The following is a 13,417-nucleotide window of genomic DNA, read 5'->3' on the forward strand; positions in this document are numbered from 1 at the left end:
AACCACCTATTTTTATATCTCATCTATTGTAGTAATAATGTATTCTATAGTAAATACTTTTCAAGCAAGGACAGAGTTCCTTCAACCAAAAATAATCATTATTTTTATAAGATACTTGGTATTATGTAATAATAGTTCCTCTTTGTTTTTTAACAACCCAGAACAAAGTTTAAAGAATGAAAGTTTCTATCTTTGTTAAATGATAGTTAGTGAAAGTCTTCCCGACGTGGACCAAACGTCGAAGAGAGGCCCAGATTCATGATAAGATAGATCATTTCTGCATTACCTTTGACCAATTCTGCTTTTCCCGTGTCATAGTTGGTAAGTGCATAGGATTCAATAAGCACGTTTAGCTTCTCGCAATTTTTCACGTCTGTCCTCTATCGTTCGGTTAGAAATTTTATTACGTCTTCATAGGATTCCATCCCTGACTTCAAAATATATTATAAAAGACTACTTTTCCTTGATTCTTTTTCCAGATCACTTTATTTTAAAAATTAGTGAATGGCTAGTTACATCATTCAATTTATATCCACATAATTCTTTATTGTAGTATGGATAATCTTGTTCTACTATTTTTAACACTTCTTCGTCTGTAAAATCAAAATCTTCTATGGTGATAATGAGTTCTCGTAATAATACTAACTTAGAATATATTCCCATAATTATTGGAATATCAATCCAAAAATTCGCGGAAGTTAATGCTTCTATCATTTCTTTTAATTTTTGAACTTGATTTTCAATATAATTTTTTATCAACGGATGTGCTTTAAATGAACAATATTTTGTATATCAATAGACACAAAACGAAAGCTACTTGCTTCAATTGGCATAAAAAAAGAGGGCCCAGAAACTAGTCATTTTCTGAACACTCTTCTTAGCAGTTCCATAATGAATATTCTATCTATTCAAAGACTAATTTTGCTCAACATATCCGACCATCCAGAATGATTTATACATCATCTAAAAGAAAGGTCAACAATGTATACTCTGATGTCCTTTAAATGGAGATACTTTCTGACCTAATTATTTGAGCTGCTGAAAGAGCTATGAAATGAGGAATCAAAAAAGGATCAAAAACTTAAAAGTTTCTGACCCCTTCCATTATGAATTAAATCAATTTCAAAATTCGCTGGTAATATCTCTTGCTACGGCTGATAGTAGAACTCAAAATTATTTTAGATATTTCTAAAGTCTTGAAAATTCTCTAGTTTTCTATCTTTTAACATGTATAGCTCATCGCAAATATTTGCTACGGAAGCGTCATGTGTCACCATTACAAAGCTCGTATTATTCCATTCAATTCTTTGAAATATATCTAATACCATTAATTCTGTCTCTGAGTCTAGTGAACCAGTTGGTTCATCTGCCAAAATAAGTTTTGGATCAGTAATCAGTGCTCGAGCAATTCCTACTCTTTGTTTTTCACCGCCAGATAAATAGCTAGGGTTCTCAGATAGTAAGTGTGAAATATCTAAGCGCTTTGACATAACATGAACTTTTTTCTCTACATTTTTTTTCTCCACACCTAAATATTTTAGTGGTAAAGCAATATTTTCAAAAACATTCTTACTTTCAATCATCGGATTATCTTGAAATATAAAACCAATATTCCTCAAACGATTGAAGCTTCGCTCATTCGCGCTCATATTGCTTAAATTCTTTCCATCAAAAATGATAGCTCCTGTTTCTACTTTGATCAATCCTGCAATTAGTTTTAACAATGTTGTTTTGCCACTGCCGCTTTTTCCCATAATTGCGACTTTTTGGCCTTCATTTAAAGTTAAGTTAAGATTTTCGAAAAGTTCTTTTTTATTCCTACCATCTTTTATTTGAAGTGCAACGTTTTGAATACTAATCATTTGTAATTCTCCATTTCTTAAGAATTATGGTTACTGAGAGATAAAATAGTAAAAATAGTAATAACGCCAGGCATAGTAATGATATCAGAAAACTACTGGTAACTCCCCCTAAGTAATTGGTTATAATCACACTTATAATTACAACACTTGATAAAAGTAATACTTTTTCTCCAAGGAAGTACTGGCGAATTTCTTTTTTTGTAGCACCTAAAAACAAATGTAAATTGTAAACCTTTTTATCACGAAACATTTCTAAGTAAGAAAATACTATCGTTACCGCTATTAATACAACAATTGAAAAATAAGCAACTAGTTTTAGTAACCTATTGTTTTTAGTGATCGTATAGAGAATAGAAGATAGATGAAATCCTGATTCTCCTATCAAATCAATTGTACCAACTTGGTAAGGCTGAGAAAGATCATTTACGAATTTATACATTTGTTCTTGCGATAAAGAATCAGGTACCTGATAGTATCCATTAATTCCGTTTAAAAAATGTTTTTGAAAAAATGAAAAATCTTCTTTATTTAGTTGTTGGGGAGCCTTTTCTATGAAAGGAAGCATAATACGATCATCTAATACATAATCATCATACTCATTAAAAACAATTCTTTCCCCTTTTTCAACAAAACCGATTACTTTGGCTTCGAAATTTTTAAATAAATAAGAAATTTGAATTTTGTCTCCAACAGAAAAGTATTCTGAATAATTGTCTCCTAATATCACCGAAATTTTATTGTCATTGTATTGATAATCTTCTTGTGAGAACAAATTTCCTTGTGATAACCTAAGGTTAAAACGTTGAAGCACCTTATTGTTTATTTGCAGTGATTTATATGGAATTTCATCACTACTCATGTTATCAATAACATTAACAATATGTTCATAGCTATCAATAAACTGAGTATCCAAATTGTTTTCCTCCAAATAGTTTATACCTTGGCTTCCAATCACTTGGTATTCTCCTATTTTACTTTCCAATAATTCGTTATACAGGGACGAGAGGTAATTTACACTCTGAAGATTTTTTAAAAAGTTCTCTTCGTCTTCTCCAATTAGAGTATCCACTAACTTGAACGTTTTAGTATCTCCTGTGGAGATTCTTTTCTCTTCATTACTATTTTCTTGAGACATAACATTTGAAACCGAAAGCGTTAGAAATGAAAACAACAAAAACAAACTGTAGAAAAATAACAAATATTTTTTTCGTTTAACAGATTCAAAAATCTCGGATAGATAATTATTAAATTTCATCAAGCTTCCTCCAATTTCTCAAGAAAAGAAGAATAAATAGGGTTGCTGCACTACATATGATAAGAAACTGAGAAGATATATAATTAGTTGTAAATGAATGTATCGAATCATAAATATATTTTTTAAACGGAAAATATAGAATAGTTAAAACAAGAACACTCTCAACCAACCATACAGCTAATAACTGTTTTATCTCTTCTATAAGAACCGTATTTCTAGATATCCCTATAATTTTTTTCAAATAATTTGTAGATTGAGATAAAGTAAGATAGAAAAATATACAAATTCCTACCCCTAACAAGCAGAGTATTTGAAAAGAATAGCGCAACAAATTATTATTGCTTTCTGTATTTTTCGCATTATATATTTTGGTATCATCGGAATACGTAATGGCGGATATATCATTGATCAAATGTTTTTTTACTTTTTCCATCGCTGATTCATTTGAGTTAATTTGATAAACCCCTTGAGTTTGAGTTCCCTCCAATGAATCAATGTTAATTAAAGCCGTTTTGTTTAAATTTTTTGAATATGCTCCGTCTAATACGCCAATGATTTCGTAATTTTTCCCTTCAATATTTACATTGTTTTTATTTTTAGAAGCCAATTCTTTTCCAACAATCGCTCTGTTCTTCCCATCATAGAAATCTTCTTTAACAAAGTTTCTCCCCTCAGAAAGTGGCAGATACCAGTCGTAGTTAGTATAAATTGCTTTATAGTAAAAATTGCTTTCTAAATTTTTCACAACAAGCATTTTCTTTTGATCACCTAGCAAATTTCCCCATGTTTCGGAAGCTAGATTATTATTAACAATAAGACGTACTGACTCTTTAGACGTAAAATTATTGGAAACAAAATCTAAATTACTTTGATAATAAAAATAAAAAAAGGAAAAAGCATTTATGAGTGTTGCAATCAGAAAAATTAGATTTGTTACGAAAAAAAGTGTTCTTTTCAAAAAATCCCCTCTTTTCTCTTTCCTAATGTTAGCATAATCTTTGACGCTTATTGAATTAATCGGCCTAAATAAATATACCCAACTTCAAGAGTTGGGTATCCTAATTCGAACATTAGATTTTTTTAGCAATCAGCTTCCCCAGTAAGTATACGTTACTAGATCTCGAACCCCTGTTGCTTCAGCATATGAATAAGCTTGCCCGTATTTTCTTCCTGAATCTACACGTACATCTTTAAGTATAGGGGCTTTTAGCTGCACACGAGAATAGTGGTAAACATTACGCCAGTAAGTTTCAGCCCATCCAGTTTTTTGTCGGGTAGTAACATTTTTGTTCCCACTCTTATGATAGAAATCTTTTGATCTTGCTGAAACTAAAGAGTTTGCATTTGTTGGTTTATTTCCAAACTCCCCTTCTCCTTCTATCCAGCCACCAGAAAACTCAGACGTAGCTTCTGACGCTACAACGGAATTGGGTTGATACGTAAAAATACCTAATGATACAACACCAAATAAAAATAATCCTTTGATACTTTTTTTAGCAACACTAATCATTTCCATTATTTCCCCCTTGCACATTATATTTTATTCATTATTTCATAATAAAACGATATCACATGATAAGATTAAAAGCCAATAATAAAATACAAATAAATTTATTCAATAAATTTATAAAGTGCGCTATTTATGAAAAGATTTAGTTTAAAAATAGTATTATATATAAATTCAGCTAAATTCTATAGTTTCTTTCAATGCTTAACTTTATGATATGTCTAACCGCTGAAATTATGGTATCTTGAGCAAAAAATGTTTCCAGGGTTTCTATTTTTTTATCTGTCGTTTTTGTAGACAAGACGAACATTTTTTCTAAAAAAGAAAAATTCCTTCTGTTTGCAACAGAAGGAATAAAGTAGTATTAGATTTCTTACCAAACTCTGTAACTCCATGTATAATAATAAGTGTCAAACCAAAGCCCTCTTTTGATACTGGTAGTAGTTCTCCCTGATTCTGAAACACCATTAGTGAACCAAATACTTCTCCAAGTTAGGACGGTTACCCCTCCCCAAACGTCCATTTTTTCTCTGACCTTACCTCAAAAAATACCCATTCTTCACCCTTCATCTTCCCAAGACAGCTCATCCAAGATCCTAATCAACTTTTGAACCTCTTGATTCAACATCGCACTCTTTAAATAGGCATATTGAATATAAAAAATTTCCTTATCTTCAGGGACTAGCGGTATTTTCACTAAGCCTTCCATTTCTTGAAACACAGGAAATTCCGTCATCAAGGTAATGCCGATATTGGAACTGACCAGCTGGCCAATCGTCTGGACGTCTGAAAAATAAAAGGGGACTTCCGGCTTCTTCTTTGATTTCTCACTTAAATTCTGAAAAGCGCGCATGTGGGTATAGCCTTTTTCCAATAGGATAAAGGGATATTCGGCAGCTTCTTCAAATGAGATTTCCTTTTTCTTAGCTAATGGGTTTTCTTTTGACACAAAAATAAAGAATTCTTGCTGATGCAATAATTTCACCTGCAGATTCGGGTGGACGAGGGGATTGACACTGCCCAGCAAGCTAAAATCGATTTTTCCTGACAATAGTTTTGAAAGCAATTCATTGGATCCCCCAGATACCAAGTGAAATTTCGAAATAAAGCGGATGATCTCTTTTTCATCTAAGAGTTTTGAAAAGACTTTGGAACGAATGATCGGTGGCAGACCGATATGGGTGCGGTTGTTTTTGGCATGATCGATGGCTCGGTCCAAGGTCACAAATTCATCTAAGATATATTGCGCATGAGCCTTCAAAATTTCCCCTTCCGTGGTCAATGAGATGGAGCGATGTGAGGCTTCTCGCACGATCAAATCACAGCCATAATGCTCTTCCAAGCGTTTGACAGCGTAGCTGACGGTTGGTTGACTGACCGCAAATTTATGCGCTACTTGGGTAAAAGAAAGCATCTCTGCCAAAGCGTTAAAGTATTCTAAATCTCGTATATTCATCGTCTGATTCCTCCCTTAACCGGTTTAAACTAGCAGCGGTTTTGTTATAAATAATTTTTATTATACCACCGATAGTTGACTATAATTCTGTCCGAGGATTAAAGTAGCTAATGGAAATGAACGAGTACTCAAAATATATCCATTGGAGGAACATAATGAAAGCACATGACATTTTAAATAACCCATTTTTAAACAAAGGAACTGCGTTTACACAAGAAGAACGAAAAGAACTAGGGTTGATCGGTTTATTGCCCCCACACGTGCAAACGATCGAAGAACAAGCAGAACAAGCCTATTTGCAATATGTCACCAAAGAATCAGACATTGAAAAACGTCACTTTTTAATGGAGATCTTTAATACCAATCGGACATTGTTCTACTATTTGTTCAACCAACATATCGTTGAATTCAATCCGATCGTCTACGATCCAACGATTGCCGATACCATTGAAAATTACAGCCGCCTATTTGTGGATCCTCAATATGCAGCGTACTTAGATATCAATCATCCAGAGAATATCGAAGAAACGTTGAAAAATGCCGCTGGCGATCGAGACATTCGCTTGATCGTAGCCACTGACGCTGAAGGGATTCTTGGGATTGGTGACTGGGGTGTCCAAGGTGTCGATATTTCTGTCGGTAAATTGATGATTTATACAGCAGCTGCTGGGATCGACCCTGCTTCTGTTTTACCAATCGTGATCGATGCCGGTACCAACCGTAAAGAATTGTTAGAGGATCATTTGTATCTAGGCAATCGTCAAGAACGTGTCTACGGTGATGCCTACTACCAATTCATCGATCAATTTGTTCAAACGGCAGAATCATTGTTCCCTAAACTTTACTTGCATTGGGAAGACTTTGGCCGTTCAAATGCTGCAACGATTCTGGACAAATACAAACAAACAATTCCAACTTTTAACGATGACATCCAAGGAACGGGAATCGTTGTACTTGGCGGTATCTTCGGTGCACTGGATATTACAGGTGAAAAATTAACGGATCAAGTCTACTTATGTTATGGCGGTGGTTCCGCTGGTGCCGGGATTGCCAGCCGTGTCCATGCCGAAATGGTCAGCGAAGGTCTTTCAGAAGAAGAAGCCTACAATCATTTCTTTATGGTTGACAAACAAGGGCTTTTGTTCGATGATATGTCCGATTTGACTCCTGCACAAAAACCATTTGCCAAAAAACGGGCTGACTTTGCCAATGCTGGCGATATGACGCAATTGATCAATGTCATTAAAGTCGCAAAACCAACGATTTTGGTCGGTACCTCAACCAATGCCGGTGCCTTTACCAAAGAAGTTGTGGAAGCGATGTGTGAAAACACTGCTCGTCCAGTGATTTTCCCTATCTCTAATCCAACCAAAAAATTAGAAGCAACGGCTGAACAAGTAATCGAATGGTCTGATGGAAAAGCCTTTGTGGCAACCGGTGTCCCTTCAGGAACGATCCAATACAAAGGAGTCGACTACCAAATCGGTCAAGCAAACAACGCCTTGATCTATCCTGGTCTAGGGTTAGGTATGTTGGCTTCAGAAGCCTCTCTCTTGACCGACGAAATGATTGGTGCCGCTGCTCACTCATTAAGTGGTTTGGTTGATTTGAGCCAACCCGGTGCACCTGTTCTTCCACCTTTTGAATACGTTGCGGACGTTTCTATCAAAGTGGCTGAAGCAGTTGCCAACAAAGCCAAAGAACAAGGGTTAGCCCAAGCGCAAGAAACCGATATGGCAAAAGCTGTCCAAAATCTTAAATGGTATCCAACATACTAGGAAGGTCTGAAAAATGAATAAATTAAAAACGATGACGATTTCGGGAATTAGTCTTCCCTTGTATCTCTTTTTCATGGTTGTCATATTCAGTGCGATTGCCTTAGACAAATTGCCATTAAATATGGTTGGGATCACCATTTTATTGGTTGCCTTAGGACACCTGCTGTATTTCATTGGGGAAAAACTCCCGATCATGAATTCTTATCTTGGCGGCGGGTCAGTTTTTACCCTGCTTGGTGCCACTCTTTTAGCCTCCTTCCATCTCGTACCCACGAAAGTCATTGACGCGGTCAGTGACTTTATGGGGGGCGGTTTTGGCTTTCTTGATTTCTATATTGCCGCTTTGATTTGCGGCTCGATTTTAGGGATGAACCGTAATTTGTTGGTGAAAGCTTCTACGAAATTCATTCCCGTTGCTTTGATCACCATGGTAGTAGGCTTTTTCTCCGTCGGCCTTGTCGGTATGCTACTAGGCAATGGCTTTGCTGATTCGGTGATGTATGTATCTCTACCAATGATGTCTGGCGGGATGGGTGCGGGAATCACCCCACTTTCACAAATTTATGCTGATGGCTTGGCAAACGGTAATCAAGCTGCCATCTTTTCTCAATTAGCGCCAGCTGTTACTTTCGGGAATATTCTTGCCATTATTGGTGCTTTATTTATCGCAAAGGCCTTTGCTAAAACCAAATACAATGGCCATGGCACCCTGATCAATGCCACCAAAGAAGAATTAGAAAAACCAAAAATAACGCTTGATGCCCAACAAATCGGGGTTGGGATGCTCTTTTCCTTCTCACTGTTGGTCGTTGGTGCGATTTTAAGCGACTTTTTTCCTAAAATTCACGAGTATGCCTTTATGATCGTGATTGTCTTTATTCTAAAAGCCTTGAACATTGTCCCTAAGAAACTCGAAGATTCTGTGGTGATGTTCAACAATGTTGTGATGACGAATTTGACCCACGCGGTCTTGGCGGGGATTGGTTTGGCATTGATCGATCTGTCAACATTGGCTTCTGCCTTTACTTGGCAATTTGTCGTGCTTTGCCTAACCAGTGTCGTATCTATGGGGGCTGCCAGCTGGTTCTTCGGGATGGTATTGGGGATGTACCCCGTTGAAACCGCAATTGGCGCCGGTATGATCAACAACTCCATGGGGGGAACAGGCAATATCGCTGTATTGTCTGCCTCTGATAGAATGGAAATGATTGCTTTTGCCCAAATGGCCAACCGTTTATGTGGTGCGATCGTGCTGATTTTAGGTGGGATCTTGATCCGTTTCTTCTATTCTTGATCAAGAACAAAAAACAGGTACTGCTACGCATGATGCATAGCAGTACCTGTTTTTGCATTCCTCAAACGAATTCGTCCAATTGGTTGCACGAATCAAACAAAGGTTCAATCATTTCCTCATAAAAGAGTCAAAAAGAGCAGTGCCTCCGCACTGCTCTTGCGTTACTGATTCATTCAAGGGTTACAGCTTCTGAAACAAGGTTGGTGCTTGATCAGGAGACCATGTTGTGTCCCCGTAATTTGAGTGGGTGTTGATCACGACATAGTTGCTGCCTTTATGGCTCACGATTTCACCACTTGTATACACTTCTGGTGCAGAGAATGTACCTAGTTTCCACACACGGTATTCTGACTCCCCGCCTCCAGGTGTTTCCGTTTCTTCTTTGGCATTGGTTTTCACGCTCAGCTGGTTACTGAAAGCGGATTGTTCGCCCGTTTTGCTGATTGCTTTGATTTGGTAATTGTAGGTTGTATCCGCTGCTAGATTCGTGTCTTCATAGGTTGTTCCTGTGGCTGTAGCGATTTTGACGCCATTGCGGTAAACATCATATCCAGCGATCCCATTTGTATGAGTGGATGCTTGCCACATTAAGGACACGCTGCTGTCTGTCACGCTCATTTGGTGTAGGTTGCCTGGTGTCGAAGGGGTTTCGACTTGATTGTCTGCTGCGGTAGTCACTTTCACTGCAGCACTTTTTTCTGAAACTAACGCCGTAAAGCCGACAGCTTCTACTTGATAGCTATAGGTTGTGTTGGCTTTTAATTGCGTGTCGGTAAAGGTTGGCTCAGTAGTGGTTGCCACTAAGGCACCATCACGATACACGTTGTATTCTTTCGCATCGGTTTGACCGTTCCATGCTAAAGCCACCGTGCTGCTAGTCACTCGTTCTGAGCGGACATTTGCTGGTGCTGCTGGTTTTTCGGGAATGACTGTTGAACCGGAAACGTTGACGTCGATCACGTTATAAAAGGCATTTGGCGTATCGGCAACATCCCAGACCGCTAAAATGACATGGTAACCAAGACGATTTTCTGGAATGGTAATGGTATGGCTTGGGCTATTGCTGGCAGCCGATCCATCGTGATTCACAGTAGCGATCAATTCCAAGCTATCTCTTGAAAGTGGCGCGTTTTGATCCCATCCTGGTTTCGTGATATAGTAATGCCATTTTGTGGTCTTGTGAGGCGCTGTATAATGCCAGTTGACCCGCAATGGTCCTTGATTGATGTCTTGTTTGGTCCAACGATTGGTTCCTTGTTCATCAAGAACAAAGTCCCCGATTTGTCCGAGTCCACCATCTGCTGAAGCGATACGACCATCTACTGGTCCTGCTTCTGGAAAGCCTTTTTTGGTTTCCAATGATTGTGGGTTTGAAATGACATTGCCATATTTTTCAAACGCAGCGCTCCACCCTAACGTATTGCGATCCAAAGACCCTTGATAGCCCCGACTGACAGGTGATTCCACATAACCATGAGCAAATACTTGTTTTCCCGTGAAGAACAAGGTCCCTCCAAGTAAGATTGCCACCCCGACCGACCATTTTACCAATGCGTTTTTCATACTCTGCCTCCTAAAATTTTTTATCATCGAATAAACCAATTCTATCCGTTTATTCCTTGATTCCGATTCATTGAAAAGCAAACCCTACTGACAAAAACATTTTGTTTATATGTGAATTATAAATTATCAAATCATTATAAGATTATAATGACTAGTTTTCCGTCCTTTCAGTTAGAAATACAAAAAACTTGAAACGATTCTCCTCCTAATCGCTTAAGAGGATTCGTTCCAAGTTTCTTTCTTTATATACGATCTTTTTTAGGAAAAAGCAGCCGCTTATTTCCCGTTTTCTTTCACATAGTCAGAGGATTGCGCGCCTGCTTGGCGACCAAAGACCATAATGTCGGCTACAGCATTGCCGCCGATTCGATTTTGTCCGTGGATACCGCCGGTCACTTCACCTGCTGCATACAAGCCAGTGATTGGTGTGCCATCTTCTTTCAATACTTGGGTCTTCGTATTGATTTTGACGCCGCCCATTGTATGGTGGATCCCAGGTGCGATTTGAATCGCATAGAATGGCCCTTCCGTCAGATCATAGTCCATCGCCGTTTCACGACCGAAATCTTTGTCGGCTTTGTCGGCCACTGCTTGGTTCCATGTATCTAAGGTTTTCTTCAAGGTTGCTGGATCGACATCGATTTTTTCAGCTAAGGCTTCGATGGTGTCGGCTTCTACCACTACACCTTGTTCTTTGTAGTAATCGACTTGTTTGGCTCTACCTGCTAACGCATTGTCAAAAATCAAGTAGGCATAGCTTTCTGGCAGATCCGTGATAGCAGCTGAAACATTGTCGCGGGTTTCTAATTCATTGTAGAAACGTTCCCCTTGTTGGTTCACCAAGATGGCGCCTTCTCCACGAACGGTTTCACTGATCAACATGCCTGTATCTTGAACCACGGTTGGATGGACTTGGATTTGATCCATATCAACCGTTGCGCCGCCTAATTCTTCGATCATCTTGATGCCATCGCCTGTACTTCCTTCAGAAGTCGTGCTGACATAGCCTTTCAGATCTGGACGGTATTTTTCGATCAGTTCTTTGTTTGAGCCAAAACCACCAGTAGTAACAACCACCGCATCACCAGCGATTTCTTTTTCTTCGCCATTGATTTTCACGTTGACGCCAGTGACTTTGCCGTCTGTTTCATTGATTTTTGTCACATCAGCATTTACAAACAAAGGAATTTCTTGCTCATGAATATTTCTCAATAGGCCATCCACCAAATACGTACCGACTGCTGAACCGTCGTGAGGACGATGGATCCGTTTTACACTGGCACCGCCGCTATAGCTGATATTGTCTAAAGTGATCCCCATTGAATCCAACCAATCAATCGCTGAAGCAGAGTTGTCTACTAAATAATGCAGCAATTCTTGATCGTTGGTTCCTTTACCGCCTTTTAGGGTATCTTCAAAAAATAGTTCATTGGAATCTTCAATGCCTTGGGCTTCTTGGAATTTGGTTTCTGATGCGTTCATTCCGCCAGAAGATTTCAAGGTATTTCCGCCTGCGATCGGCATTTTTTCTAAAATGACTGGATTCATTCCAGCATCTTTAGCCGACAAGGCTGCTGCCATCCCTGCACCGCCAGCACCAACGATGACGATATCATATTGATCTTTTAACTCTGCTGGATCGGTATACTCTTGTTGGGAAGCACCTGAAGTGACTTCACTTTCTGAAGAAGAGCTTGCCACACTGCTGCTGGCTTTTGTTCCGCCATCGGCGCCACATGCACTAAGCAACAATAATGAGGCTGCCCCAATCACCCATTTTGACCATCCACTTTTTTTCATTTGTTTCCCTCCGTTTTTCTTGCTCTTTTCTCCTCACTGATCCCCGTCATATACGATAAGAAAAGTAGCATTTTTCTTGCGAACTCCGCCCAACTTGTTACTTTATTAACAATGGTAAACATCTTGCGATCGGACTATTTTTCTATTCGATAGCGATAAAAACATTGTTTAAGCAACATTTCAACAGAGTTCTATTTTATTTAACCATTGTAACAAAAAAAGAAACTAAGTGTCTCGTAATAATTTGTGTATATTTTAACTATTCATTCTCATTTTTTTCTAATTTTATCGGAAAAAGATACTATGTTTTCCTCGCTAATTTCTGCTATTCAAAGCTGCCACAAAGGTCCCGCTCATAGAATGACCGTTAAGTTCGCGGTCAAAAAGATATGGCCACGATTGTTCTTTCTCTGTTCTTTTCCCTTTGTCCTACGCCTTCTTTTGTATAATAAAAGAAAAAGCAGAAATGGAGTGGCGAATGGAAAAATTGACCCGGATGTTCGAGCGAGTGATCAGTATCTGTATTGATAGCATGTTAGCGATCTTAGTCGTTGTCGTCTTGATTTTTATGGGAAAAGCGATTTTTATGATCAGCACGACGCTCTTTCCTTTAAGTGAAGCGCCCCACCTGTCCTTTTTGATTGAAGAAATTGCCACGTTATTCATTTTGTTAGAAATCATTTTGATGTTGCTGCGGTATATGAAGGACGGGCACCATATTCCTGTCCGTTACTTGATTTTGATCAGCATTACTGCGATTTTGCGCGAGTTACTGTTGACACAAGGCATGGCGAACGATGCCCTATTTTTTGCTTTAGCGATCTTTGTTTTGGTACTGGTCTTACTAGTCCTGCAAAAAATCAATGCTTTCCAGCATGCCCAAGAAAAAGACCACTGAAATC

The 13,417-nt window shown here is 38.3% G+C and carries 10 protein-coding genes and 1 pseudogene; 3 read left to right on the plus strand and 8 right to left on the minus strand.

The features are described 5' to 3' along the window. Positions 1–480: 480 nt before the first annotated feature. The 6 genes and pseudogenes from IGI71_RS16340 to IGI71_RS16365 all read right to left on the minus strand — a co-directional run. A pseudogene (locus IGI71_RS16340) lies at positions 481–765 on the minus strand (DUF7006 family protein); the annotation flags it as partial. A gap of 413 nt (positions 766–1,178) precedes the next feature. Continuing rightward, positions 1,179–1,862, minus strand: coding sequence for an ABC transporter ATP-binding protein (locus IGI71_RS16345; protein ID WP_081119388.1), 684 nt, complete (start codon positions 1,860–1,862; stop codon positions 1,179–1,181). After that, positions 1,855–3,117: a hypothetical protein gene (locus IGI71_RS16350; RefSeq protein ID WP_430615957.1), complete on the minus strand. Its 1,263-nt coding sequence runs from the start codon at positions 3,115–3,117 to the stop codon at positions 1,855–1,857. The genes IGI71_RS16345 and IGI71_RS16350 overlap by 8 nt, the downstream gene beginning before the upstream one ends. Then, complete coding sequence (locus IGI71_RS16355; protein WP_430615959.1) at positions 3,107–4,075, minus strand: ABC transporter permease; 969 nt, start codon at positions 4,073–4,075, stop codon at positions 3,107–3,109. The genes IGI71_RS16350 and IGI71_RS16355 overlap by 11 nt, the downstream gene beginning before the upstream one ends. A 129-nt stretch (positions 4,076–4,204) precedes the next feature. Further along, the gene (locus IGI71_RS16360) at positions 4,205–4,633 is read right to left on the minus strand and encodes a hypothetical protein (RefSeq protein WP_429968875.1); all 429 of its coding nucleotides are present in this window, start codon (positions 4,631–4,633) and stop codon (positions 4,205–4,207) included. 550 nt (positions 4,634–5,183) lie between these two features. Then, a complete protein-coding gene (locus IGI71_RS16365) occupies positions 5,184–6,080 on the minus strand; it encodes a LysR family transcriptional regulator (protein ID WP_430615961.1) in 897 nt (298 codons plus the stop codon). Between the two features lie 116 nt (positions 6,081–6,196). Here IGI71_RS16365 and IGI71_RS16370 point away from each other — a divergent pair, with 116 nt between their 5' ends. Both IGI71_RS16370 and IGI71_RS16375 read left to right on the plus strand, forming a co-directional pair. Next, the gene (locus IGI71_RS16370) at positions 6,197–7,858 is read left to right on the plus strand and encodes a malolactic enzyme (RefSeq protein WP_276525021.1); all 1,662 of its coding nucleotides are present in this window, start codon (positions 6,197–6,199) and stop codon (positions 7,856–7,858) included. A gap of 13 nt (positions 7,859–7,871) precedes the next feature. Beyond that, positions 7,872–9,152 (plus strand): 2-hydroxycarboxylate transporter family protein, encoded by a 1,281-nt coding sequence (locus IGI71_RS16375; protein WP_005230514.1) that lies wholly within the window; start codon positions 7,872–7,874, stop codon positions 9,150–9,152. 180 nt (positions 9,153–9,332) lie between these two features. Here the strand turns inward: IGI71_RS16375 and IGI71_RS16380 are convergent, their stop codons facing one another. Together IGI71_RS16380 and IGI71_RS16385 are read right to left on the minus strand one after the other, a co-directional pair. After that, positions 9,333–10,715 carry a lytic polysaccharide monooxygenase gene (locus IGI71_RS16380; protein ID WP_213357206.1) on the minus strand — a complete coding sequence of 461 codons (1,383 nt, stop codon included), beginning with the start codon at positions 10,713–10,715 and terminating at the stop codon, positions 9,333–9,335. Positions 10,716–10,991: 276 nt separating this feature from the next. Continuing rightward, positions 10,992–12,515: a flavocytochrome c gene (locus IGI71_RS16385; RefSeq protein ID WP_430615962.1), complete on the minus strand. Its 1,524-nt coding sequence runs from the start codon at positions 12,513–12,515 to the stop codon at positions 10,992–10,994. Positions 12,516–12,993: 478 nt separating this feature from the next. Between IGI71_RS16385 and IGI71_RS16390 the strand changes: the two genes are divergently transcribed. Continuing rightward, positions 12,994–13,413, plus strand: coding sequence for a phosphate-starvation-inducible PsiE family protein (locus IGI71_RS16390; protein ID WP_008381850.1), 420 nt, complete (start codon positions 12,994–12,996; stop codon positions 13,411–13,413). Positions 13,414–13,417 lie beyond the last annotated feature (4 nt).

It is taken from the genome of Enterococcus sp. DIV1279b (assembly GCF_050531515.1).
GTDB lineage: Bacteria > Bacillota > Bacilli > Lactobacillales > Enterococcaceae > Enterococcus_D > Enterococcus_D casseliflavus.

Bases quoted from the DNA above. Each gene is read 5' to 3' on its own strand.
- IGI71_RS16345 (WP_081119388.1), bottom strand. From the start codon at position 1,862: ATGATTAGTATTCAAAACGTTGCACTTCAAATAAAAGATGGTAGGAAT.
- IGI71_RS16350 (WP_430615957.1), bottom strand. From the start codon at position 3,117: ATGAAATTTAATAATTATCTATCCGAGATTTTTGAATCTGTTAAACGA.
- IGI71_RS16360 (WP_429968875.1), bottom strand. From the start codon at position 4,633: ATGGAAATGATTAGTGTTGCTAAAAAAAGTATCAAAGGATTATTTTTA.
- IGI71_RS16365 (WP_430615961.1), bottom strand. From the start codon at position 6,080: ATGAATATACGAGATTTAGAATACTTTAACGCTTTGGCAGAGATGCTT.
- IGI71_RS16370 (WP_276525021.1), top strand. From the start codon at position 6,197: ATGAACGAGTACTCAAAATATATCCATTGGAGGAACATAATGAAAGCA.
- IGI71_RS16375 (WP_005230514.1), top strand. From the start codon at position 7,872: ATGAATAAATTAAAAACGATGACGATTTCGGGAATTAGTCTTCCCTTG.
- IGI71_RS16380 (WP_213357206.1), bottom strand. From the start codon at position 10,715: ATGAAAAACGCATTGGTAAAATGGTCGGTCGGGGTGGCAATCTTACTT.
- IGI71_RS16385 (WP_430615962.1), bottom strand. From the start codon at position 12,515: ATGAAAAAAAGTGGATGGTCAAAATGGGTGATTGGGGCAGCCTCATTA.
- IGI71_RS16390 (WP_008381850.1), top strand. From the start codon at position 12,994: ATGGAAAAATTGACCCGGATGTTCGAGCGAGTGATCAGTATCTGTATT.